The organism is Parabacteroides vesiculifaciens, from assembly GCF_049860805.1.
Lineage (GTDB): Bacteria > Bacteroidota > Bacteroidia > Bacteroidales > Tannerellaceae > Parabacteroides.
Genome location: NZ_CP187555.1, coordinates 1,268,042 through 1,292,454, shown reverse-complemented (window position 1 = coordinate 1,292,454; position 24,413 = coordinate 1,268,042). Strand labels below are relative to the sequence as shown.

The following is a 24,413-nucleotide window of genomic DNA, read 5'->3' as shown; positions in this document are numbered from 1 at the left end:
AACAGTATTCAATATTCTAATAGCCAATTACTAACCTAAGAAATACATTATTAAAATTATATCTATCCACGCACCAATTTATCATCAATGGAACAACAATGCCACAAATAAACATTGCAATCACACATATTCCCCAATGCATATGGAATATATTCACGACAAGAATCTTAGCTGCATATTGACCAAACCAAGACAAAAGATAGATTGAATAAGTATTCTTACCATATGGCAAAAGCCATATGGTAATTTTGTTCGAATACAAAAGCATCGAACAAAAAGAAACTGATATCCATAATCCGATCAACGTTCGGATGGTAATCATCAGAAAAGAAGGTATGGGCCAGTTCCCTATTGTTGTCCAAATGCTCAAAGCGATCAGTATAAACAATTCGCAATATCCTCCTCTATTAACAAAGGCCAATATACTGCTCTCATATGATTTAAATAATATCCCTATAAGAAAATAGGGCATATAATGAACCACTACTTTCAAATTGAACCACTCTATTTGAGGTATTGCATAATCTATTAACCCAAAAGCTAATATCAAGGATATACACCATGTCGTTTTCTTCAAATTTATATGCATCCGACATATGGCAACAATAAAGGCAAAAACAATAAAAAGCGTAAAAACAAACCAAAGATACCCCATTGTACTACTTTCACTGGATGGAGCAAGAAACATCTTAAAAAAATTTCCAATAGTAAAATCTCTTGCAGCATGTGACAACCCGGAAAATGCAAACTTGATAAAATAAAGAATCACACCAAGTACAATATAAGGCACAAGCAGTCGATTTACTTTTTTCCATAAAAAGTCACCTAAAACCACTTCTCCAAAGTTTTTGTTCGTAAATGAAAACAGATAACCCGAAATCATAAAAAATAAAGGCATGTGAAAACTATAGATCCATGAATGCAAATATCCCAATCTATGTTGGATAATAGGTTCCTCGAAGCCACTATGTCCCAAAACTACTAAAAGAATGCCCCAAATTGAAAGGAGGGACATAAGTTGATTATCTTTTCTCATTGTTCCTCTATCATTACAGTTTCACCATGTCCTTCAAGTCCCATGGTCGTAAAAACCACTTTATCACACAGGTCTGTCCCCAAAGGAAACCGCATCACTCCATATTGTAGGATCAAAGGCCAAATATCTTTTTTCAAATTCCATAAATCTTCAATCTTACCATCCCTATACTCTTTTAACCGAGCATAACAATCTTTCTCATTCTCCCCTCCTTCCACTCCGGTAGAAAAGAATGACCTTCCATCTTTATAAGAAGCACACCCATGACAAGGCCCCTCAAAATCAGCTAAAATTTCCAACTTTCGAGTTTTTCGATCCATACGTACAAAATGAACCGTGTCTGGACATGAACCGGCATCTGTCCCCCACAACAAAGCATCTTTAGTAAAACAAACACCTATAGCCCTCCAATCTTGTCCATATTGACCTACAAGTTCCCATGTGTCACCATTATCCATGCTCTTATATAAACGATTCTCCTGATCATTCTCTCCATAATCACCCGTCCCAAGCCATAAACATTTTTCATACGCATCCCATTTCACAAAATGCAGATGACGGATATCTCCTTCCAACCAAGTTTTCACAATCTGGAAACTCATCCCATTATCCGTTGACCGATAAAGATTGATTTTATGATCCCTGTTCGTATTAAGTAAATATTCAGCAAAAAAGATCGTACCATCCGGAGTCACACAAACCCCTTGATGTCCGGGTTTGTTACCTTGATAACCTGTCCAAATATTCACTACACGTCCTTCTTTATCAAAGATGTATGTCTTACGTTTTGCTGTAACCAATATATTACCGTTCTTTAAAGGAAGCAGGTGATGTAGTCCTACTCGAAGCAATTGTCCTAAAAGTCGATGGCAACTAAGAACTCGATCCTTCAGTGAACCAACCATATATTTTCGGCTTACCCGTTTACCGGTATAATCTATGACAAAAAATGTCATTCCTTGTGCCACCCAAATCTTATCTGCTGTCACATATAAAGCTTTGCCATTTATTAATTTTTTCAGCTTCATACACTCCTTTATTTCTGTTTAATCATTCTTTCCAATTCTCCACAAAGTCCATCCATATACTTTTCTAAAGTAAAATTTTCTTTGAAGTAAATTTTTGCATTTTTTCCAATATGCTGTTCTTTATATTCCTCCGAATGTTCTATAAACCGTTTCATCAATTCAGCCAACCCCTTATAATCACCGGCATTAACACAACTTCCACAATTAGATTCCCTTATCACCTCTTGAGCGGCACCATTAATAGCACCCAAAATCGGTTTACCTGTTGTCATATACATCTGTAACTTTCCAGGCATTGTATCTCCCACCTCATTATTTCCACGAAGAGTTATAAGCAGAGCATCTGCTTTTTTATAGAAAGAAGGCATATCTTGACGTTTCTGGTTACCATAGAAAACAAAATTATTCTGTAGCCCCTTCTCCGCAACCATCTGCTCAAGCTTTGTTCTCATTCTGCCATCTCCAACAAAATGAACCTTATAATCTTTTCTTGCCCCCAGTTCTGATGCCGCATTTATGATCACATCCAACCGTTGGCCTTTTCCCAAATTCCCTGCAAACAGAAAATCAGCAATTCCATTCTCCTCTGCATCCAGATCCATTTCCAACATATCTACACCAGCATGCTGAGGCAAATAGCTCATTTTCTCAAGAGCAACACCATTCATCCTATGCAGATAATCCATAAAAGGACGTGAAGTAACCAAGATGTGATCTGCTGCCTGATAAATTTTTTTACTCATCTTACCCACTATCGAATAAAGTGGATTCTTTTTACTTTTTAAAATCGCTTCTGCTGACACCGGCCACAAATCCAACGTATAATATAAAAGAGGGGTTCTATAACGTTTTTTATATTCCACCGCTGCATACATACTCGTTATTGGTGATAATTGATATCCTAACACGACATCAAAATCTGCTGGCAATTCCTTAATTACCTTTTTACTGTTTTTTGCAAAACTCCAATAGTTAAACAATAGACTCAAAGGATTCCGTCCTCTTGGTATCTGTTCCACATGTACGATCTCCACCCCAGTCTGTTCAAAATAGGATTGTTCTTTCTCTCGAAGTTCATCTACTGTTGTATATCCCTCAAACACGACTCCTGCAGGATAATTGGGAACACCACAAAGAACTGTAACCTTATGCCCCCGCTTAGCTAACTCTGGTACTATTTCGTTAACTTGAAACTGCTCGGGATAATAATATTGACTAATTACTAAAATTTTCATTATTAATGGAATATATAATTTTAAAAGGATTTTGTATTAAACAATTGTTCATATATTCTTATATATTCCTCAAAACGTTCCTGTTTGTTATACATACGCACAGCTCTTTCCCTACAAGCCATTGTATAATTTAACTTACCTCGCAAATAAATCGTGTTTATTACTTCTTTCAAAGCAGATAGATTACCTCTTGGAACAACTAAACCGGTATTATCATCTATAGCCTCCGGGCTACCTCCTGTCTGATATGTTATAACAGGAGTTCCACACGCCAAAGCTTCAAGATTTGTTGTTGGGAAATTATCTTCATACGTTGGATTTATGAATACATCAGCCATCGAATAATAACTTGCTAACTCAGATTGACTTTCAGTACGCATTACACCTATAATTCCTGCTTTATCAGCCTGAACTTTTTGTTTTGGACTCAAACCAACCATAACTACAGCAATATTCTTTGGAAGAGAGCTACGCAACTTATAAAAGTCAGTATATCCTTTTCTATCATGCCAAGGGGCTGCACATCCCATCACAACAAATTTTCCTTGTAATTGAAGATTTTCTACAAGTTTCCGTTTTACAGCTACTGAACTAGGAGTAAATAAATTTATATCTACACCATTATATATAGTATGAATATTGCAATTCTTCAGAAAAGAATTATTAAGAAAACTTTCTATCCAATTACTCACAGGTACTAATGTTATATTTTGCTCAACCCCTGTAAAACTCTCTTTTTTAATCTGATAGTTTCTTGAAGATTGGCTTAATAAGAAAGATCTTGGATATGATTTTTTCGCTGGACAGTTTTCACACCCATATTTCCATTTATCGCAACCAATAAAGTCAAAATATGCACAATGACCTGTAAAAGCCCAACAATCGTGTAGAGTCCATACGATTGGGATATTTATTTCTTTTAGATAATCAAATAATACCTTATAATTCAGAAAATATCCATGTAAATTATGAAGATGAACTATAGCCGGTTTTATTTTACGAAGATCATCTATTAATTTTTTTGTAGCAGAGATTGAATTTAAACCATGATTATCTAGCAACAATGATTTAACCGTATGTAACTTTTCTCCAAAAGATGTTTCAACTGGAATTGTTTTTAATCTACTTGGATTGGAATATTTCAGTCCATGAGCCACATAACAATCCCAACCTCTACTTTGTGCAAGAAGCCCTATTTGCTCCACTATTCTTCCAGGCGCCCCACAATTTAAAGAAGAGCTGACTTGAACAAGAACCTTTCTCATAAAATGATATTTATAGTATTTCCGCAGTAGACATCGGTCCTGTCGAATATTGATATATACATCTATTATTTGTAAAAGACGTACTGAATCTCACCAATCTTTCAGCCGCCTCTTTAGGATTCCATTCATTCCTCATCGTATCATACGCTCGTTTGCCCATATTTTCACATTCTTCCCTATGTTTAGCAAGCCATTCAATTTTATTTACTAAATCATCCATAACAGTATCGTCATACAACAAACCATTGACTCCATGATTTATTAAAAATGGAGAACTACCAATTGCTTTACAAGCAACTGGACAACATCCAGCAGACATAGCTTCATTTAAAACTGCCCCCCAACCTTCATGCTTGTCACTTGTAAAACAAAAAATATGGTATTCACGCATTTTTTCTATGACCTGTTGATTGGGCATTACACCAAGTAGATGCACACGAGTCTGAAGGTTTAATTTTGCAATATTAGTTTTAATTCTTTCAAATAGAGGTCCTTCACCTATCATATCAATTGTGAAATCAATATGAATATTTTGCAATCGCAAAGCGAGTGGAAATATCCGTTCCGGATGCTTCCATTTTAAGAATCTAGCTACCCACAAGATTCTTAAAGTGGAAGCACTTCGTTTCAAATTCATAATAGCCTCAATATCTATATCTGGAACAGATGTAAAATAGCCCCATTTGAAACACTTGTCTCTATATGATAACATCAAATTCTCATCATGAGAAGCATAAGCACTTGCACAAAGACGAAATGTACTCTCTTTTGGACAAATAGTATGATATAACCATTTATAGCGTAATAACCTAGGGGATAGAAGATTTAAAAATCCCCTTTTGAACCATCTTTCACCAACCTCAAAAGTTAATTTATTACGCATACTTTTGTATCTTTCTTTCACATAGGGTAAACACTCAGGAGTACCATAAATCATTATATCTGACTGTTTTGCAAGTTCAAATGCTTTTTTCTTTGCAGCATTATTTGCATATGTACGAATGATATAAGATCTTTCAATTTCAGAATATCCACTCATAGTATTCACTAACTCTTGAGTATCACAAGTTGCTATATAGTAATAATTATCTCCCAATATCCGATATAATTCATCCGCTAAAGGGATTTGATGATGATTGACATAATTTGTAAAGAAAGCTACTATCATAAGCTGTTTTTTGATATATTTTTATAAGGGACACACCCTAATGCTAACATAAACATCAATTTATTATCCTCAATCGTCTGCACATACCATCCCGCAAGTAAAAAAACAATTATACATGTCGCAAATGTAAACTCTGCTACAGAATTATAATTAACAACAGATCTTCTAAAACGTATTTTATATTGTTTTAATAAGATTAAAAGTACAACAATTCCAACAAACCCATATCCAGAAATATAACTTGCAAAAAAATTACCTCCTCCATTTGAAATACTACCCGATTCATAATTTAGTGCACGTTGTACCTCTTCTGCAAATCTTATCCAAGCAGGAATATTACTATTATAAAAATATCCTTGACAACCATTACCAATCCCAGTTATCGGATATGTTAAAAAGATTTTCATATCATTACAAACCGTGGAAACTCGTGTGGCTGTACTACCATTCTCTTTGTCCACAAGTTTACCGAGTAATATATACTCAATCGACTCTTTATCTGTAGAAGAAGCCCGAGTACTAACATCAATATCTATAGTGTACAACGTAATAATTACAAATCCGAATAAAAATGACAAATAATATACCCATTTTTTTATTGTCCCTTTAAAAATAAAAAGAATTGTACATCCTACAACGACTAAAGTAGCTATTAAAGTAGAAGAACTACCTGAAGTTAACAAGAAAAATAAAAATAAAGCAGTATAAAATCCAAAACGAATTTTCTTTCCATTCTTAGAATTAAAGAACGTAATAATTGAAAATGGCAAAATAAACATACAATACCCAGATGCGCTAGCTACTTCTGATCCCCAAAAGCAAACTCCTCGTTCTAATACCATCATATCAGATAAGTCAATCAGCTTAAATACAGAACCTAAAACACTATGTAGTATTATACAAAAAACATTACCATTCAATGCCCCATACTGCAAAATTCCTACGGACAAAATTGATATTATACTCCATTCAAAAACACGATACAACTGTTCAAATCGTATAACATATGACAAATTGTAATAGCTATATAGCAACGCCATTAGACTAAAAACCCAAAAGATAATATCCCTCATGATAGCTCTATAAGGCATTTCTAAATTCCAAGCTACCCAATCAATATCATCAGCAAATCCTGCGTAATACATAATAATCAATAACGTACTCGCAAAAAATGTATAAATAATAGAAAAATACCAGAATTTCACAAAAGGGCGAACATTTTTATCTACAAATTTGGCTGATTTCAAAAGCATTAAGGCAAATCCAACAAACATTACAGACGTACTAAATTGAGGAACTATTTTTGTATAAAAATCACCAAATGGTAATTCAACAAAATGTCCAAGTGGTAATGTAAACACAAACAATTTGAACAAAAACCTATCTAAAGAACTACTTTGTATCATCTTGGTACTCTAAATAAAACATATCTTTCACCTTTAAATCTTTTTACTAACAGTATGTAAAAGACGAATCAAGCCATCAGGAGTAATCTTATATACTTTCAATTTCAATATCTGTTTCCACTCTAACTGATAATATTTTTTCTTCAATCCTCTGTATTTTCCCTGACGAAAAGCCTTATAATATTCCATTCTGTTAGGAGAATCATAAGAAGGTCTACTCAATTGATGATTATACTTTACCACGTTCTCCAGTGAAATTTGAGATATTTCAAAACCACAACCATTCGCTTCCACAAAACTCAAACCTTTTTCTGTATTTATTATTACACAAGAAACACCTTTCTTAAAAGAAAAAATACCTCCTTGATTTTCATCGTATTCAGGATGTTCTACATCAATTCCCCAACAATCCCCTATAGTAATATCAGAAGGACGGTTCAAAGAGGCAAAAGGACAATGATAACAAGACTCACGATAAATAGAAGAAGCTAAAAACATTTCATAATAGATCGAGTCTTCTAAACATCCCCATGCGTTACGTTCATTACCCTTTGTATCTATATATGTATATGTATATGCAAAATCGCCCCAACCTTTGATCTTTCCTCGGAAATTAAATTTTGTAATAGTACCATGAATTTTATTTTCTAAATCAGAAATATACGATTGAAAAAAACGTTCATTAGGAGTCCCATGGCATATTATATCCAATGTCAACAGATTGTCATAATCCTTACAAAGAAACCCCTTCAAACCAGCAACCTGGCAAGGTAGTCCCGAATACAAAACCAATCGTCCCTCTTTCAGACGATTTTTTACCTTTTTATAGCTATCATGTGATTCACTTTGAACATACTTTGAACCCAACATAGGCTCAACATCAGCTATTGTTGTTGCTTCGGCTATAATAGGACGCAAAACGCCATTCTGACGCACAAAAATACAACCATAAACAACTCCGCCTTGTTCAATAACCTTTGTCGCCAATTCGGCAAAAACACCACCTGAGGCTGATTTAAGAATCTCTTTAGATTTACGCTGAGCAACAAACGTTACTATTGGGCTTTTTTTATCTACAGATTGATAATTACATACTTTCTGACAAAGTCCGCAGTCAATACATAAAGATCGTTCTATTACCGGATAACGAAATCCATACTCATCATCCATCATCGTAATTGCTTTATGAGCACAAATCTGAGTGCATGCACCACAACCGCAACACTTATCTATTGAATCATAAACTGAAATCATAATAAGACCTTATCTAAATATTTTTTAGACAGTAAAGAATAGGTTTCAATATGAGTATCAGACACAGAAAAATCGATATCTGCATCCACATCCACTCGATTCATAGTCTCATCAGTGAGTATCCTTTCTTGACAATTTGCAGTTCTAAGAATATCATAAATTCTACTATTGGGTTTAGACCTAGAATTTGATTCTACAAACACCCAAAATTTGGTATGAAACAACAACGAAAAACAGGTAGCATGAAAAGAATCTGTTATAACATAAGAAGCATGCTCTATCAAATTAAGAAATTCAATAGGACCTGTATCAAATTTTGTAGTGTACCTTGATTTGATATCACGCAAGTTCTTAACAATTACAATAATCTTAGTTATGCCTGTTTCTTGTTTTACTCTTTTTACATATTGACGCATACCCTTTATATCACCAATAAAATAGCATAATATGTATGGTTCTTTAATAGGCCTAACACTATAAGTCAATTGTCTCCATTGAGAAGCCGAGAAAAGTAAAACAGGATCACATACAACCTCTACACTTTTGTTCACCAAACGAGATATAATTTGTGCACCCGTAGATTCTCGTGTAGATAAATAATCAAACGATGATAATCTCGTCTTAAGTAGCTCTTCTTCATCCTTATTAAAATTAGACAGACCTAAAGAAGGAGCATACGCTATTTTTTTTGTTTTCTTTGTTGCAAAAGACAAAAAGTAAAATTCATTAGAATCCGCACAACGCATATTCCAAATTTGGTCACTACCACAAATTAAGAAATCATATTTTATAGCATAATTTCTTAGTTCCTCCTCTGTAATACTACCATGAATATCGCTCAACGGAATATATTTATCTATAAAATCAGCAAACTTTTTCTTTTTACAAGCAAGAGCCCTATAATTACACAAAGTATGTACAAATCTAGCAACACCTAAAATAGACTTCGGCATGGAAAAGATACGATAAAGTTTATGCTGAGCTATACTTTCATAATCAACCTCTTCTACTTCTGCATCTGAAATAGTCATTCTAATATAATGATTAAGCGCATAAGCCTGTAAAACAGAACCATAATTTTCAGCCCTGTGAAAAGTAATAATTCCTATTTTCATACTAATCATTCATAAACAGTTCATAATGAAAAATACCTTTCCTTATATCATCTCGGTACTTAAACAAAAAATGGAGAGCATCCAATATATCTTTTACAGGCTCACGATGAACGATACGAGCAAATACATCTCCAATATTGCTCCATAATGAAGAATAAAAATATTTAGAATCTCCAAAATGTTTATAACGAATATATTCTCTGTGTACTACAGACATAAAACATAGTGCCCGTTTGGGAGTACGATATTCTTTTGACACATTATGTGTTACCGAACATTTAAGACTATAATAACACATCAGTCCTTCACTTTTAGCGCATCTATAATATAAATGAGAAAAATCCAAATCTTCTGCATAAGCATAATATTGTAGTTTTTCATCAAACTGAAGATTCCACTTTTGTACAAGACTTTTTCTTACAACAAAGAAAAACCCCATTGCCCATTCTGTTAAAACATCAGCGGGGGAATTATTATGTCCAGCTGTTATGGGAAGTCTCCCATAAATACCTGATGCAACATGACCTATATGCTTCTTCTTATAGCTCGATTTGTTAAATAGATAGCCAAGATTAGAATTTTTACAAGGCGGTATACCATCATAACCTGCCACCATAGCGACTTTATTATCAGAGAACAATGACTTAACATTGGTAAATGTATCTCTTGTCACATCTACATCATCGTCCATAAACACTATAATATCATTTTTTGCATAAGCCATACCTACGTTTCTAGCCTTAGTCGATGATGGCTCTGAGCGCCACAAGTAGTTTACATTAAATTTTTGACTATCACACAATCTCTTTATACGACCAGCTAAATCAGAATTCAGAGTTTGGTCAACAACTATTACTTCATCAGGAAGAGTTTTAGATTTTGCAATATACTCAAAAGTTCTTTCAACTGAACTAATTCGATTATATGTAGGAATAATAACACTTAGTTTCACTGCACTCAAATTTATCTACATTTTATCACAATAAAAAAGAACATTTTATTATTATAGTTTATTTACAATACTTACGTATGAACTTGGTAATGAAGTTTTAAACTCTATTGCAATATCATCAAAAGAGAACGTAAAATTACCACAAAACTCTAAAAAAGATTTCAGCTTAATCAAATTTTCATCCAAAGATAACCTTTCGTCGATCACTAAACCTTGAGGATAGCGTTTTATGTAAGAAATAGCAGCTTCATCATCTATAAAAGTAGTCGTAATAATCGGTTTACAATACCCCATATAATCAAAAATCTTTCCTGATATAGCTGTCGATTCTCGAACACCTAAATTAAATAACACATCGGCAGATTGTAAATAAGATCTCAGTTCTGAATAAGGCATATAGGGTAAACACTCTAACACTCCATTAAAACTATGTTTTTTAACAATTGAATGATATGAAACATCACAAATAAAGGTAACTTTTGCATTTCCTAATTTACTGAATAAAGAAATTAAATAATCAGGATTTCTTTGGCTCAATGTACCGGTGAACACAAAGTGAATATTTTTCTTGCCATACAAAAAACAGGATTTATTAATTTGTTGATATTTCAGATATGGCACATTTAGAACCATTAATTTATCATAATAATCATAATTAATGGTTGTTGCCTTATGATGGGCTAAACTTGACTCCATAACAATTCCTTTATCTGCAATATCCATTACTTTCTTTTCAAATTTACGTTTTTTATATCGGCAATATGAATGAGGTAGAAATTTTGGACAAAATCCTCCTGAAAGAGAATCCCAAAATATTGGCATAAATATAATTTTTGGAAACTGTTTTTTCAATTTATAACCTGCATAAAGAGTATCAAAACCAAAATGTTCAGAAATAACAATATCAAATTGTTCTTTTTTATGCAGTTTTTTGGCTTCATAATAATAACGACAACACAAAAAAGGTTCCATCATAGGATATATTGGAGATGTAATAATTTGTCTAACGCGGAGAAAAATCCTATTAAGAAAAAAGAGAAATTTATTATTATTATACTCTCCTTTATCTGATATACTTTGCATTTTAGTCCACCACAAAGAACGTTTAAAACGATGAACATGGAATCCATCTAAGTATTCATTAAATGATCTATTTTCAGGTTTATATGAAAGACAATGAATTTCATACAAATCTGTTTTTAGAAGCTCCTTCATAATATTAGTATCACAATTAACGTTTGCTGATCTAAAAGAAGGATACCATTGGATAAGAAAGAGTATTTTCTTTTTCATATCATACTTTATAAATTTTCAAATTATTTAATATCCTCTCAATAATATATTTTAATTCATTACTTTTCAATATAAATAAAGTAAACAAATAAGTCATAAAAGATAACAAAATAATAAATAAAAAAGAAAAATATAGATTAAATTCAAATAAAGATTTTATTAAGATATAAACTAATAATGTCACTATAGTACCTATAATATTTTTTATCACATCACAACCTTGTTCATAAAGTGTATATCCAAATAATTTTGAATTATACCACATATGAATAAATACAGAAATAACACTAACTATAAATGCAGCGATAACAATCGCATAAACACTCTCAAATATCAATGTAAATGATGTCAAAAGAATTAACCCTATCACACGTTTAAAGGACATTATTCTTAAATAAATATTTGAAAGTCCCAAAGCATTTATAGCTTGTGCTGAGGATGTCTGCAACGGGGACATCATACCTATCAAACAATACCATTGTAAAAATGGAACCGCTTCAGACCAGTTTTCACCAAGAAGAATTTTTATCAAAGAATCAGCACATAAAGCAAGTACTGTTAATCCCCCAAAAAGAACCATAGTGCTGGTAGCTATTGATTTACGAAGAATTACTTTTAGTTCTAATTTAGATTCCTGCTTTGAGGATAAAACAGGCAACATAACCGACTGTAAAGCTCCATCCACATTATTTGTTATTACAAGGGGAAACATTTTACCTTTGGTAAAAAAAGCTAATACTTCTGATGCATACTTTTTTCCTATAATCAAATTTTCTAAATTATGATATACTGTGTCTACTATATTAGCGACAAGCAAATTAAAACCATATTTAAAAAGAGGTAATGCTTGCCTAATAGAAAACATCAAAGATGGTTTCCACTTAACAATAAACAGTAATGTTACACAAACAAATATCTGATATGATAATTGCTGAAGTATTATTGCCCAAGCTCCTGTACCATTGAAAGCCAGCAATATACCTAAACTTCCTGACAAAAAGATACTAATTATATTACATACACATTGAGCTTTCCAAAGCATTCGTCTAGCAAGCAAGGCATTTTGAATCGTATTATAGCTACCAGGAAATAATACTAAAGCTAGTATACGTAGATAGTTAGCAATTCCTTCTGCGTCATAGAAATCTTCAATATAAGGTGCTAACAAATAGAGAAGAACATATAAAATTGACGCTACAGAAAAAGTATAATAAAATACAGAAGACAACTCTAACTGACTTATCTCTTTTTTTTGAACTAATGCAGTACCTAAACCAGACTGTACAAAAACAGTAGCTATCGATGTAAATACAAGCAATAATGCAACAACACCAAAATCAGATGGAGCTAACAAGCGTGCAACCACTATAGATACAACCAATTGTATTATTTGAGCAGTACCTCCATTTAAAAATTTCCAAATTAATGATGAAAAAACTCCAACTGCCATTCTTATCTTTTAAAATATTTCAAATTATCTCCATCTCATCTTTTGACAAACAATATTTTTCTGTATCTTCGTGAGAATCGAAATAGTTCTGTATTGCTTGTTCAAGTTTCAAATCATAAAGACGTCTTACGTCAGTCTGTTTCATTTTGGCAGGACTACCAACTAATAAACAATATTCACCACATTCTCTATAGTCCTTTGCTACAAAACTTCTAGCAGCAACGATTGTATTACTTGGCAAAACACATCCTTTACTAATCGTACTATTATTACCAATCCAACAATGACTTCCAATAATAATAGAACCTTCCTTACGATGAACACAACCATCATGTATTATGTAATGATGATTTGTATCCATTAACACATTACCAAAAGCTACTCTAACAAACTCACCAAGAAATATTTTATGACTACAAGCAACTACAGCTCTCGAACCTATAAATGAATTATTTAAAAGTGTTAAATCTCCTAAAACTCTAAATACAACCCCGCAACCAACATCAACTCTCCCATTAATCTCTAAACGTGCTTTTCTTCCAAGTGAAAAATGAGAAGATACTTTGCTCGATGCAAAACCATCAATCATTACTCCCCATCTAAACATTCCTGTTTTAATAGAAGAAGATATAATAATAGAACCTGTTAATGTTCCAAATTCAACCTTCCCAAAAAATAAGAAAGGGAATTTACAAGCATCCTTTAAAGGAAGCATTTTTAAATTAAAATACAAAGTCTTAATAATATTAAGCCGAAGCAATAATCTAAAATAACCACTCATTTTTTTCGTCAGCATATTAAATAACTACTATTATAAAGTCCTAATTCTTATAACAAACACAAATCTATTAAAACAAGATATTTAACAACAACTCTACAAACTAAGAGTTCCACAATAGTTTAACCCATCTGGGACTAATGTCGTTTCTTTTTTCAAACAAAAGGGCCTATTACTTATTAGCTTTTGTGTATAAACTATTACCTTTCTATCTAATACTTCAAACACAATATCTCCCGCAGTATTCTGGGTAATAGTTTTAGCAGAGTCATAATAATGAATATGTTCTGAAGGGGCATCTCCTATCACTATTATTTCAGGATTTAAAGCATTCAATAAATCTGGTGGCACCTTGCCTGATTCTCGGCCATGATGAGGAGCAAACAGAATATTTACCTTAGGTATCATAGACTTGTATTGTTCATAAAATTCAGTTTGCATATCTGTTTCCAAATCTCCCATCCACATAAAAGTGGCACTATTCTCTTCGCTATAGATAAAAACAGGACATATATTATTAGGAGAACCACCATCTTCTACACTTTCCAAAACTCCTTTAAATTTCTCATTGTTGACATCAGGCCAAAGAAAAGAAAATCCACTAGAACCTGTTTTTTTTTCTCCTTGATTCAAATAGGCTCTTTTTATACCTTTCTCTATTGGATAATTCACACTATCTCTCAATTCAATATACTTATCCAAACTTGGATTATTTTTTTCTTTTGGAAAAGAATTTGCAACTGCGTAAAAATTGTTCGTACTCCATTCTGCAAATAATTTTTCCAATCCACAGATGTGATCATTATCCGGATGAGTAGAAATAAACCTGCGAATCTTACTTTCAGATGATTCGTCTTTTATTTCTTGGATAATTTCATCAATCCGACCATCTTTTTCTGTAAGGTAACAGTCTATTACAGTAAAGCAATCTACATTATGCCGAATGTAAAACATATCCCCTCGAATATCTCCACTTCCCAAAGAAAACGATTTAACTATACTCATTATTCAATCTAATGATAAAAATGAAACATATAACTTTTTTGCATATTGTACACCATTGATATAAGCAAGAACAATACATAAAATCATAAGTACGATCAAAACACCTCCTATAAAAATCAGATTTCCATTATCATAAGGTAATGTGTTAGGATAGCATATACAATACATATATATTGGAAGAACAATAAATAGATCATCCAGTAAAAAAGCAGCTGCCATATTACGGTAAAAGCCATAAATACATTCATATTCAAACAATATGGCATTTGGTCTTGTAACTTCTCTTATTCTTTCCACAGCTTCATTAACTCTCCTCTTGTATTCTTCATTCTTTTTACTCTTATCAGATATGCTTTCTAAATCAATAGACAAGCTATCTTTTATCTTTTTTCGAATATCTTTCTTCCGACTAACAGTAAATAAGAAGCAATCATCATATAGTAAATTTGTAGTCGGTGTTCCCAATATATACCAAAGTAATTTTTCAAGGATAAACTTTGCCATATCACGAATAAAAACAGATAAGAAAAAGAATAACGATGTTACGACACCTGTTAAAGAGAGCAGTAATGAAACCACATATTTTACATCACTCAACCTCTCCTGATTTTCATTATAATATATCAAAATAAAAATGAATGGTACAACTAACGAGATATAAGCAGGCTGTCTACGTGCCCAAAAATTATATCTTTTATCACGTTCAGTTTGGTCTATTTCCATAATTTTCACGCATTTAGATTATTCCTACAAAATCATATAGCTATTAAACCTGATAAAACAAAACATACAATTCATTCTTGATCTAACAAGTTTCTACTTTTAAATTTTAAAGCTATTCCTCTCCAAACCACCATATTATGATCGCTATAAGGTGTCTCCGGCGAATAGCATTCATAACCTTTCAACGCCCCCGAATAAAAAACATAATCAATCCGCCAGAGCTTGTATAACTGCCGGAACGTATATTGATAACCACTTCCACAATCACGGAAACCGTCAACCAAACCTTCTCGCGTTCGATGATATGTATAAGAAACCGGTGTATCATTAAAGTCCCCACAAACCAGCACCGGATAAGGTGAGCGTTCTATCTCAGCATGGATCGTATCAGCTTGTTCTGCTCGCTTCTGATAGTTACTTTTCATTTTCAATACCAAATCCTTGACTGCTTTTGCACGGACTTTTAAACTCTTGCCGGGAGCAGTTATGATACCGCGATAAGCATTGACACTTGTTGTCTCGAAGTGGTTGTTGATCACGCGGATGTATTGGTTGTTTATTCTTACATCGGCGATTAATGACATATTACTGGAATTCTTATAATACAGAGCTTTTACCGAATGGATCGGATAACGGCTGTAGATCGTAGTCGGTAAATGGTCCGTACGGCGGCTGATATATTTATACAGTACATAATCGAAAGCGTACCGGATACTGTCCCGATGGTAATACCCGTCACCGGGAGCTTCCTGGAAACAGACGATATCGGGTTGTAGCTTCTTGATATAAGCGGCGGCTTCGTTCATCGTGTACTTTCTGTCCCAATAGAAATGGCTGGCGTTGTAGGTGACTACGGTCAGAGGGGTGCCTTCTTGTTCGGATGCAGTCGGTTCATTCCAATATGGGGGTTGATAAACGGCTAACAGATAATCCGTATGAAGCAGGATCGCAAACAAGGGAACTATACTTTTCCATTTCTTCTTTGTGAATAATTGTACCACCAGCAACAACAGATTGCCTGCCAATATCGGCCAAACTAACAATGTCAGAAAGGATAGCCAGATGCAAATTCCATCGGCGTAATAGCCTCCGAGCAAACAGAGGACAGATAACACCGCAAAAAATACGAGCAGGGTATTATTCAATCTCGATTGAATTTGCCACTCTTCGCATTGGGCAAGATCTGGTTGTTTCCTCCGGCTATATTGATGATGGTCTTGACGCTTTGCCCCGGCTCGATCTTTTTTATGGCTGGATGATAACGTTCCGGCAACAAGTCGCGAAGCAATTCACGTATGGCATGGATGTTCAAATTCGCACTTCCGTTGACAAAATCCTGCGTTTTGGCAATCTGGTCTGTGTATATGGCATCCAGATTTTCCGAGACTTGTTCGACGATACTTTGCGCATTGGACTCGGTTTGCTCTTTGATGACCGCCAGAAAATCTTCCAAGGTCATCTCATTCAGCAACTCGCTTAATTTTTTCTTTTGTATGGATTGTAAGTCCATACGAGACGCTGAAGACTCAACACAATCCTTTTCTTCTTTATTTTCATTATTTTTACGAGAAAGCAACAATGCTCCAATAGTAGAGACTACTATTGGCTCTCCAAACAAAAAAGGGAACATGATTACCTATCTATTATTATTATATTTCACCTAACACGTATTTACGAATGGCAATGCGGAGATTTTCTATTCCACATTCGAATGCCAACAGAGGTTTGATAGCCGTGATGAACTCCTTGCCTTTGATCAGATCTTGGCTTTTGATGCAGTCGCCCAACGTATCGTTATACAGATCCGCAAGTACTGTTTTGCACAGCGTGACAGAATCACTGCACGATTTGATCCGCAACACATAATTATGCCTTTCAGCCCTGTCGTGGATATATGGAGCGAGAACCTTGTCTTCTTCATCATCGGCCTGCTCATAGATGTTTTGTATGGCCGTGGTTGCATTAGGCAACACTTGTACATTTCCACCGCTTATATTAAAAATGCAATTTGATTGTTCCATATCCTTTTATTTTTTACCGGGTGTTTATCACTGATTCATCACCGGTTTATCACTGTTGACCGGTTAACGGGACTCCAATACTTTTGCCTGCATAAGTTTTACAACGGATACTTGTATCCCAAACCCGATTATTCACACTTAAAATTTCAAGTTATGCACGAAACAACATTCCGAATCCGCCCTTACTCCAAACGCGAGTTGGCGAGTCTCTATTTTCCTGAAACACCAACTGTCGATTCTGCCGTCTCTAACCTCCGCTTGTGGATGAGACGAAACGGAGAAGTGTTGGAGAAACTTCGCGAGACAGGCTACCGCACGCATAGTAAAATATTCACGCCACGACAGGTACGCATATTGGTGGAGGTTTTTGGCGAACCGTAAACGAAAAAGACGCAACAGAAACGAACAACCCGACTTCCGGCTGCCTCTCGACGATCTACCTTCGCTTCCGAAAGTCAGATGCTTGGAGAAGATGATACATCTTACAACAACACGATGTATCATCTTACATAGATAAGACGTATCATCTTCCACGTGAAGATCATACATCTTCATTTGGCCCGATCGCAGAGGTAACATTTTTATTAACAATTTTATTTTTTAAGCGTATGATAAACTATAGTATCGTCATGAGGGTAAACCCTCTAAAGAAAGAAGAGCCTAAAAAGGCTTATGCTTGCGCACAAAGCAGCAAGACTATGAACATCAACGAGTTTGCAGAACACATCGCCACTCATGGATGTGTCTACAGCCGTGCGGACATTGCAGCAATCCTGACTATGGCGGTAGACTGCATGCGTGAGAATCTCTTGAACGGGGTACTCATCAAACTGGGAGACCTCGGGGATTTTGCGGCTGCTATCCGAAGCGCCGGGGCAGAGAATGCGACTGAGTTCAAGGCTGACACGCACATCGTGGCTGTAACAGTGAATTGGACTCCCGGCCAACGCTTCAGTAACTTGTTGGCCGACGCTACGTTCAATGCGGTTCCATCGCGCAAGGTCGCTCGTCTGGTATTGAAAGCGATCAAGTCCGGCGATGCTTCGGTAGACCTGACTACACCGGATACCGGAGAAGAAGAAAGACCCGGCGAACTCTGATGAGACTCTATTTTTAATAACTAATTTCAAAATTTGAACCCAAATGAATCCTTCCAAAAAAATGACTTTTCCTATCTTAGTCGGCGGTGAAGAGGTATGTGATGAACGCACCTTGCTGACCAAAGTGGAAAGCGGATTGCTGATGAGTGGGGCGGACGCGGTCCGCTTCATCGTCATCCACTGCTCGGCCACCCGTTGTGACCGTGACTATCCGGTGGAACAACTGTTGCATGACCACAAGGCACGCGGATTCCGTACCATCGGTTACCACTTCTACATCCGCCGGAGTGGTAGCGTGACCCGACACCGGAAACTGCTGGAGGTAGGTGCCCATATACGTGGGCTGAACCGTTGCAGTATCGGTGTCTGTTACGAAGGAGGACTGGATGCGAGCGGCATTCCCGCCGACACCCGTACTCCGGAGCAGAAAGCCCGGCTGGAAGAACTGTTGTGGAAACTTCACAAAGTTTTTCCCAAAGCGCTGATAGTGGGACATCGAGACCTGCCCGGCGTTGAGAAAGCGTGCCCCTGCTTCCCGTGCGATGAATATCGAAACTTGCTCCATTAAACAGATGATGGTTCCGAAGAATATGCCGGCAAGAGGCCTTGCACCTTGTCTGGCAGGTTCTTCGGGATTTTTTTATTCTTTATCAAGCACCTCATATACCGAATTTTTACTCTTGAACTCAGATACGATTCCTTTCATCATCCGGACAGTACCCATTTTGTCTACTCTGATTGCAAGGTCGATCAGAGGGTTCATAACCGTACAGATGTCTTCGTAATCATATTCCCGGACTTGGGCGCGGTAGATTTTTTCGTTTTCCGTAGGTAATGTATTTTCTTTCGTTGCTAAAAGTTCTTCGTACAGCTTTTCACCCGGACGAAGGCCTGTATATTTGATTTCTATATCCTGACCGGGGACAAGTCCGGCTAATTCGATCATTCGGTAAGCCAGATCGGCGATCTTCACGGGGGTTCCCATATCGAATACAAAAATTTCGTTTCCTTTACCCATAAAGGCGGCTTCCAGAACCAGGCGGCAGGCTTCGGGGATCGTCATGAAGTAGCGAATGATCTCGGGATGGGTGACAGTCAGGGGACCACCCTTCGCCAACTGCTCGCGGAAACGGGGGATAACAGAACCGTTACTGCCCAACACATTGCCGAAACGGGTGGTGATAAAGCGGGTTTTACCGGAATGCTTACCTTTGCTGATAGCGATGCTCAGGCTTTGTACATACATCTCCGCCAAGCGCTTGGAGGCTCCCATCACATTGGTCGGGTTTACGGCTTTGTCTGTAGAGATCATGATAAATTTATCCACAGCGTATTTGACAGCCATATCGGCGACATTGCGCGTACCATATACATTTGTATGGACCGCTTCGCACGGGTTCTCTTCCATCAGGGGCACATGCTTGTAGGCGGCTGCATGAAACACGATCTGGGGACGGAAACGCTGGTAGATGCTTTCGACACGGTGAATCATGCGGATGTCTCCCATGACAGGGGTGAATTCGACATCGGGGAATTTTTCTTCCAACTCCAGCCGGATGTTATGCATCGGCGTTTCGGCACTGTCGAACAGGACTAATTGCTTCAGGCTGAAATGGCAAAGTTGGCGACAAAGTTCGCTACCGATGGAACCGGCGGCTCCGGTGACCAAAACGACTTTACCTTTTAGCGAATTGGCTATCTCTGTCATGTTGATACAAATTTCATCACGCCCCAACAAATCTTCGATACGGACCTCAGGCAGGGTACGCAACTGCATTTTACCTCCCTGGAGTTCGTCGATGGAAGGCAGTATCAACATACGGATCTTCTTTTTCTCGCAAAAGCGAACCAAGCGTTCACTTTCTTCTTTTACTACTTTATAGTCGGTAAAGAGAATGGCTTTGACATTATAATGATTTACCAAACGGTTGAATTCTGCTTGGTTAGAGACAAAAAACACATTATATGCAGCCATACGCATGGAGACTCTCGGCCCGAAACGAAGTATGCCTTCAACCTGGTAAGCAGAGTTTTCCCGTAAAAACGAATCATTCAGTAATGCCGGAGAAGATTTCTCATGACCAAAAATCAAGAGTTTATCTTTACGGGAAGTTATACTGCTTACCATAAAGGTATATACCGTAATCAAAAAAGCACGAAAAATCGTAAGAATAAAAAAAGTAAGAAAAAAGTCGATTACGCTACCTAATAAAAAACACCGGAAAGAAAAGGCCTCGGTCATCAAAGAAAAAATAGGTAGAATAATTGCAACCTTCAGGGAAGAAGCCATAGCAATACGCCCAGTCTCAGTAAAAGCGGAATGCCGAATAACACCTTTATAGGTCTTGCATATAAAAAAACATACAATACTACAAATAGAAGAAATCAAAAAGACTTTGAAAATAGTATGGTTAGAATAGTCTCGGTCTAAAATATAGCTGATCAATGCTAATGAAGTGATAGTCGAAGATACAGAAAAGAATAAATCGATAAAGAATATAATCCAACGATTTATATATTTTTCCCGAGTTAGTTTTAATATCAAAAATTTGATTTTCATACGATTAAACAATTTGCACCCTATATAATAATTTGTCAATTCCAAAATAATATAACTGAAAGAGCATGCTTCAATATCACTGGGTCTAAATTAGATTGTTTCTAAATAAGAATATCAGTCCAACACATTTTATCAGTAAAAAGTCCTCAAAATGGCTAAATAGGATTTTTCCTTTATTTACCAATAAACATAAAACACTAATAATCAGAATTTTACAACACGCGTTATTTTATGCCAAAGTTCGTCAGTCCCAAATGTATGGGCAACGTAACAATCTGAAGATATGAATATTATCTCTCCTCAAAATGACTAAAAAAAACGTACGTTTTTTTTAGTCATTTTATTTATAAAAGATTGTTAATGCTTGACTATCAGGGGATATCAAAAAAAATCATTGATATATCTGACTAACAGGATCATAAAAAACTTATAAGAATGTTTGAATTTCAAAGATTTTAAGTATATTTGCTCCCTCAAAATGACTAAAAAAAACGTACGTTTTTTTTAGTCATTTTGAGTTTGTAGTGATTTGTATAGATTGATACTTTTAATTTCTTTTTTAGAAAATACGGACGATTGACGATCATATATGATTGTTACAGCATGATTCCACCCGGAATATTTTGAATTAATCTATGATTTTCTTAGGTTTTATACTATTAAAGCCTATATTTGTAAAACGATAAAAAACACTCGATAACATTTGCAACTTTGTATGTTTTACAAATATTCATTCCAAATTGTGGCTGTAGTGATGCTTTTACTTAACTCTATGTCATGCGACGTCTCGACCGAAACGCCAAGAGAGAAACGTATACTCGTCATTCAGTCCTACGAAAAACATTTCTCACCGTATAAGGAGATGAAAAACATCTTGTCCGGAGAATTCCATGATAAAGGGATACAGGCGGCGGTATACTCATTCTACCTCGATTGTGAACAATTTTCGGAGAAGCAACAGAAGCAGAAGATATTCAACAAGCTCGAAGAACTGTCTTCCTGGAAACCGGATATCATCCTCGTAAATGACGACCCCGCTCTTAATGCTTTGATTGCATGCGGCCATCCGACCGTCAAATCGATACCGGTTGTGTTCATGGGGATCAATTACCCGAACACATCGCTTATAAAAAAGTATCCGAACATAACCGGCTTCTATGATAAACCCGATTTCCGTACCAATATCCAACTGATAAAACGACTGATCGGCAATTGCATCGTGATAAGGGTGACAGACGAATCGTTGCAGGATAACAGGATTTTGGGGGAGATGAACAAACAGATCAAAGATATATGCGCCTTAAACAATATCTACTCGACTAACCGGGTACGCCTGTCCGGTAAGAACGGAATTTCGATTGCGAACATCCCCAAGATAAAGCCGGATTCGATGTATATAAGCACGTTGAACGCCAAATCGACCTCTGCACTGATCAAGGGATTCGGCGAGAATTATTACAATAAGGCATATCTGGCGACGAAAAGGGATTACACGACCATCTCGCTCGGACGGCTCAGTGCTTTTCCCTGTTTCTCTGTCGTGAACGAACTGCTGGGCAGCGGCAATGGAATTGTCGGCGGTTATATGGCGGCCTTTGAAGACCAGGCACACGAGGCTATACGCCAGGTTGCCGATCTCCTTCGCGGAGACTCTCTAACGGGTATTCCGCAGATGCAGCAGAGCAAAAAATCATATCTGTTCGACTATAAAGTCCTGGATAAATGGGAGATCGACCCGGGGTTGTTGCCAAATAGCGCGGTCATCCTGAATATGCCGTTCGCAGTCCGTTATAAATTCATACTTACCGTATTGGCTATTTTCATATCCGCCCTGCTGGCCTCTCTCTTTATTTACCAGCGCAGGCAGTACAGGAAGGAAGCACGGTACAAGAAGGAAGCGCAGGAAAAGCTACGCCAGGAGAAAGCATTCCTCTCTTTTGCCCTGGAGAGCGGTAATATTTTCGCTTTCCGGTACAGGGATGATATTTTTGAATTTGACAACGAATTTTACCATGCGATGGGAATCCCACCGGAGACAATCACGACCGCCCAATTCCTGCAAACCATCCATCCGGACGACCGGGACGCCTTCCTGATAAGCCGCGATATGCTCGACAAAGGCCTCACGGCCCCTCAAATCATGCAACAACGACATGACTTTAACGGGAAAGGTTATGAATGGTGGGAGTTCCGCTATGCGCAGAATAAAGACAGCAACAGGCAGGAATCGAATAACGGCCTGGTCCCGGTCAGCGGCTTGTGCCTGAACATCCAACAGATCAAGAGTACGGAAAACAGCCTCATACAGGCACGGCGGAAAGCGGAAGAGTCAGACCGGATGAAATCGGTCTTTCTGGCCAACATGAGCCATGAGATACGTACCCCCCTCAATGCAATCGTGGGCTTCTCGCAATTACTCAATTCCGGAATGGATTTGGAGCCGGAGGAGAAAAAGGAGTTTCTCGACCTGATCTCGAAGAATAGCGATCTGTTGTTGAAACTGATCAACGACATACTGGACCTGTCGCGCATCGAATCGGGTTGTATGTCGTTCTCGTACGAAAATCTGGACCTGAACAAGCTGATAGAAGATGTCTTCCATACGCACCGGCTCATGATGCCTGAAAACGTCGAACTGAGGATGCAGATACCGGACAGCCCGGCCATCATCCATATAGACCGCTTGCGCCTGACACAGGTATGCACGAATCTCATTAACAATGCAAGGAAATTCACGTCTGAGGGACATATCCTGATCACGTACGAGTTGAGCCGGAACGAACACTTTATCCACATTTCCGTAAGCGATACGGGGAAAGGCATTCCCGAAGAGAAAAAGGCGATGGTCTTCGAGCGTTTCCAAAAATTAGATGAATTCGCCCAAGGGACGGGGCTGGGACTGGCAATCTGCCAAAGCATCATCAAAACCTTCGACGGCAGATTAACGTTGGACTCGAAAGTGGGGAAAGGCAGCACGTTTACGATTACGCTGCCTTATACTCCGGGATTGGCTATCTAAAGAGA

22 protein-coding genes are annotated in these 24,413 nt (G+C 36.7%); 4 read left to right on the top strand and 18 right to left on the bottom strand.

What is annotated here, in order from left to right; translation table 11 throughout:
* Positions 1–16: 16 nt before the first annotated feature.
* The 17 genes from ACPYIV_RS05125 to ACPYIV_RS05045 all read right to left on the bottom strand — a co-directional run bounded on the left by ACPYIV_RS05125 (position 17) and on the right by ACPYIV_RS05045 (position 17,729).
* Positions 17–1,036 (bottom strand): acyltransferase family protein, encoded by a 1,020-nt coding sequence (locus ACPYIV_RS05125; RefSeq protein WP_425885969.1) that lies wholly within the window; start codon positions 1,034–1,036, stop codon positions 17–19.
* Positions 1,033–2,064: a hypothetical protein gene (locus ACPYIV_RS05120; RefSeq protein ID WP_425885967.1), complete on the bottom strand. Its 1,032-nt coding sequence runs from the start codon at positions 2,062–2,064 to the stop codon at positions 1,033–1,035. The genes ACPYIV_RS05125 and ACPYIV_RS05120 overlap by 4 nt, the downstream gene beginning before the upstream one ends.
* 8 nt (positions 2,065–2,072) lie before the next feature.
* On the bottom strand, positions 2,073–3,299 hold the full coding sequence (locus tag ACPYIV_RS05115) for a glycosyltransferase family 4 protein (RefSeq protein WP_425885965.1): 1,227 nt from the start codon (positions 3,297–3,299) through the stop codon (positions 2,073–2,075).
* A 20-nt stretch (positions 3,300–3,319) separates the two neighbouring features.
* The gene (locus tag ACPYIV_RS05110) at positions 3,320–4,564 is read right to left on the bottom strand and encodes a glycosyltransferase (RefSeq protein WP_425885963.1); all 1,245 of its coding nucleotides are present in this window, start codon (positions 4,562–4,564) and stop codon (positions 3,320–3,322) included.
* A 10-nt stretch (positions 4,565–4,574) separates the two neighbouring features.
* Positions 4,575–5,732 (bottom strand): glycosyltransferase, encoded by a 1,158-nt coding sequence (locus ACPYIV_RS05105; protein WP_425885961.1) that lies wholly within the window; start codon positions 5,730–5,732, stop codon positions 4,575–4,577.
* Positions 5,729–7,138, bottom strand: coding sequence for a hypothetical protein (locus ACPYIV_RS05100; RefSeq protein ID WP_425885959.1), 1,410 nt, complete (start codon positions 7,136–7,138; stop codon positions 5,729–5,731). Before ACPYIV_RS05100 ends, ACPYIV_RS05105 begins: the two co-directional genes overlap by 4 nt.
* Positions 7,139–7,171: 33 nt before the next feature.
* Complete coding sequence (locus ACPYIV_RS05095; protein WP_425885957.1) at positions 7,172–8,311, bottom strand: Coenzyme F420 hydrogenase/dehydrogenase, beta subunit C-terminal domain; 1,140 nt, start codon at positions 8,309–8,311, stop codon at positions 7,172–7,174.
* A gap of 77 nt (positions 8,312–8,388) precedes the next feature.
* Complete coding sequence (locus ACPYIV_RS05090; protein ID WP_425885955.1) at positions 8,389–9,507, bottom strand: polysaccharide pyruvyl transferase family protein; 1,119 nt, start codon at positions 9,505–9,507, stop codon at positions 8,389–8,391.
* Between the two features lies 1 nt (position 9,508).
* Complete coding sequence (locus tag ACPYIV_RS05085; protein WP_425886497.1) at positions 9,509–10,459, bottom strand: glycosyltransferase family 2 protein; 951 nt, start codon at positions 10,457–10,459, stop codon at positions 9,509–9,511.
* A 51-nt stretch (positions 10,460–10,510) separates the two neighbouring features.
* The gene (locus tag ACPYIV_RS05080) at positions 10,511–11,752 is read right to left on the bottom strand and encodes a hypothetical protein (RefSeq protein ID WP_425885953.1); all 1,242 of its coding nucleotides are present in this window, start codon (positions 11,750–11,752) and stop codon (positions 10,511–10,513) included.
* A gap of 1 nt (position 11,753) precedes the next feature.
* Positions 11,754–13,202, bottom strand: a complete 1,449-nt coding sequence (locus ACPYIV_RS05075) for a lipopolysaccharide biosynthesis protein (RefSeq protein WP_425885951.1) — start codon at positions 13,200–13,202, stop codon at positions 11,754–11,756.
* Positions 13,203–13,221: 19 nt separating this feature from the next.
* Positions 13,222–13,998 carry an acyltransferase gene (locus tag ACPYIV_RS05070; RefSeq protein WP_425885949.1) on the bottom strand — a complete coding sequence of 259 codons (777 nt, stop codon included), beginning with the start codon at positions 13,996–13,998 and terminating at the stop codon, positions 13,222–13,224.
* A 78-nt stretch (positions 13,999–14,076) separates the two neighbouring features.
* A complete protein-coding gene (locus tag ACPYIV_RS05065) occupies positions 14,077–14,985 on the bottom strand; it encodes a hypothetical protein (RefSeq protein WP_425885947.1) in 909 nt (302 codons plus the stop codon).
* Between the two features lie 3 nt (positions 14,986–14,988).
* Positions 14,989–15,708 (bottom strand): hypothetical protein, encoded by a 720-nt coding sequence (locus ACPYIV_RS05060; protein WP_425885945.1) that lies wholly within the window; start codon positions 15,706–15,708, stop codon positions 14,989–14,991.
* Positions 15,709–15,779: 71 nt separating this feature from the next.
* The gene (locus ACPYIV_RS05055; protein ID WP_425885943.1) at positions 15,780–16,853 is read right to left on the bottom strand and encodes an endonuclease/exonuclease/phosphatase family protein; all 1,074 of its coding nucleotides are present in this window, start codon (positions 16,851–16,853) and stop codon (positions 15,780–15,782) included.
* Positions 16,850–17,218 (bottom strand): hypothetical protein, encoded by a 369-nt coding sequence (locus ACPYIV_RS05050; protein WP_425885941.1) that lies wholly within the window; start codon positions 17,216–17,218, stop codon positions 16,850–16,852. The genes ACPYIV_RS05055 and ACPYIV_RS05050 overlap by 4 nt, the downstream gene beginning before the upstream one ends.
* 139 nt (positions 17,219–17,357) lie before the next feature.
* Positions 17,358–17,729 (bottom strand): hypothetical protein, encoded by a 372-nt coding sequence (locus tag ACPYIV_RS05045; RefSeq protein WP_425885939.1) that lies wholly within the window; start codon positions 17,727–17,729, stop codon positions 17,358–17,360.
* Positions 17,730–17,882: 153 nt separating this feature from the next.
* Here ACPYIV_RS05045 and ACPYIV_RS05040 point away from each other — a divergent pair, with 153 nt between their 5' ends.
* From ACPYIV_RS05040 to ACPYIV_RS05030, 3 genes are all read left to right on the top strand, one after another.
* Entirely contained in the window at positions 17,883–18,110 is a 228-nt protein-coding gene (locus ACPYIV_RS05040) for a DUF4248 domain-containing protein (protein ID WP_425885937.1), read from the top strand.
* Positions 18,111–18,337: 227 nt separating this feature from the next.
* On the top strand, positions 18,338–18,829 hold the full coding sequence (locus ACPYIV_RS05035; RefSeq protein ID WP_293731699.1) for a DNA-binding protein: 492 nt from the start codon (positions 18,338–18,340) through the stop codon (positions 18,827–18,829).
* Positions 18,830–18,872: 43 nt separating this feature from the next.
* On the top strand, positions 18,873–19,397 hold the full coding sequence (locus ACPYIV_RS05030; RefSeq protein WP_425885934.1) for an N-acetylmuramoyl-L-alanine amidase: 525 nt from the start codon (positions 18,873–18,875) through the stop codon (positions 19,395–19,397).
* 72 nt (positions 19,398–19,469) lie between these two features.
* Here ACPYIV_RS05030 and ACPYIV_RS05025 read toward each other — a convergent pair whose 3' ends face one another.
* Positions 19,470–21,389 carry a UDP-N-acetylglucosamine 4,6-dehydratase family protein gene (locus ACPYIV_RS05025; protein WP_301705619.1) on the bottom strand — a complete coding sequence of 640 codons (1,920 nt, stop codon included), beginning with the start codon at positions 21,387–21,389 and terminating at the stop codon, positions 19,470–19,472.
* Positions 21,390–22,161: 772 nt separating this feature from the next.
* Between ACPYIV_RS05025 and ACPYIV_RS05020 the strand changes: the two genes are divergently transcribed.
* On the top strand, positions 22,162–24,408 hold the full coding sequence (locus ACPYIV_RS05020; protein WP_425885932.1) for an ATP-binding protein: 2,247 nt from the start codon (positions 22,162–22,164) through the stop codon (positions 24,406–24,408).
* Positions 24,409–24,413: the final 5 nt, after the last annotated feature.

What these genes read in the sequence shown, in the direction of transcription:
- ACPYIV_RS05125 (WP_425885969.1), bottom strand. Translation starts at nt 1,036, where the DNA reads ATGAGAAAAGATAATCAACTTATGTCCCTCCTTTCAATTTGGGGCATT.
- ACPYIV_RS05120 (WP_425885967.1), bottom strand. Translation starts at nt 2,064, where the DNA reads ATGAAGCTGAAAAAATTAATAAATGGCAAAGCTTTATATGTGACAGCA.
- ACPYIV_RS05115 (WP_425885965.1), bottom strand. Translation starts at nt 3,299, where the DNA reads ATGAAAATTTTAGTAATTAGTCAATATTATTATCCCGAGCAGTTTCAA.
- ACPYIV_RS05110 (WP_425885963.1), bottom strand. Translation starts at nt 4,564, where the DNA reads ATGAGAAAGGTTCTTGTTCAAGTCAGCTCTTCTTTAAATTGTGGGGCG.
- ACPYIV_RS05105 (WP_425885961.1), bottom strand. Translation starts at nt 5,732, where the DNA reads ATGATAGTAGCTTTCTTTACAAATTATGTCAATCATCATCAAATCCCT.
- ACPYIV_RS05100 (WP_425885959.1), bottom strand. Translation starts at nt 7,138, where the DNA reads ATGATACAAAGTAGTTCTTTAGATAGGTTTTTGTTCAAATTGTTTGTG.
- ACPYIV_RS05095 (WP_425885957.1), bottom strand. Translation starts at nt 8,311, where the DNA reads ATGATGGATGATGAGTATGGATTTCGTTATCCGGTAATAGAACGATCT.
- ACPYIV_RS05090 (WP_425885955.1), bottom strand. Translation starts at nt 9,507, where the DNA reads ATGAAAATAGGAATTATTACTTTTCACAGGGCTGAAAATTATGGTTCT.
- ACPYIV_RS05080 (WP_425885953.1), bottom strand. Translation starts at nt 11,752, where the DNA reads ATGAAAAAGAAAATACTCTTTCTTATCCAATGGTATCCTTCTTTTAGA.
- ACPYIV_RS05075 (WP_425885951.1), bottom strand. Translation starts at nt 13,202, where the DNA reads ATGGCAGTTGGAGTTTTTTCATCATTAATTTGGAAATTTTTAAATGGA.
- ACPYIV_RS05070 (WP_425885949.1), bottom strand. Translation starts at nt 13,998, where the DNA reads ATGCTGACGAAAAAAATGAGTGGTTATTTTAGATTATTGCTTCGGCTT.
- ACPYIV_RS05065 (WP_425885947.1), bottom strand. Translation starts at nt 14,985, where the DNA reads ATGAGTATAGTTAAATCGTTTTCTTTGGGAAGTGGAGATATTCGAGGG.
- ACPYIV_RS05060 (WP_425885945.1), bottom strand. Translation starts at nt 15,708, where the DNA reads ATGGAAATAGACCAAACTGAACGTGATAAAAGATATAATTTTTGGGCA.
- ACPYIV_RS05050 (WP_425885941.1), bottom strand. Translation starts at nt 17,218, where the DNA reads ATGGACTTACAATCCATACAAAAGAAAAAATTAAGCGAGTTGCTGAAT.
- ACPYIV_RS05045 (WP_425885939.1), bottom strand. Translation starts at nt 17,729, where the DNA reads ATGGAACAATCAAATTGCATTTTTAATATAAGCGGTGGAAATGTACAA.
- ACPYIV_RS05040 (WP_425885937.1), top strand. Translation starts at nt 17,883, where the DNA reads ATGCACGAAACAACATTCCGAATCCGCCCTTACTCCAAACGCGAGTTG.
- ACPYIV_RS05035 (WP_293731699.1), top strand. Translation starts at nt 18,338, where the DNA reads ATGATAAACTATAGTATCGTCATGAGGGTAAACCCTCTAAAGAAAGAA.
- ACPYIV_RS05030 (WP_425885934.1), top strand. Translation starts at nt 18,873, where the DNA reads ATGAATCCTTCCAAAAAAATGACTTTTCCTATCTTAGTCGGCGGTGAA.
- ACPYIV_RS05025 (WP_301705619.1), bottom strand. Translation starts at nt 21,389, where the DNA reads ATGAAAATCAAATTTTTGATATTAAAACTAACTCGGGAAAAATATATA.
- ACPYIV_RS05020 (WP_425885932.1), top strand. Translation starts at nt 22,162, where the DNA reads ATGTCATGCGACGTCTCGACCGAAACGCCAAGAGAGAAACGTATACTC.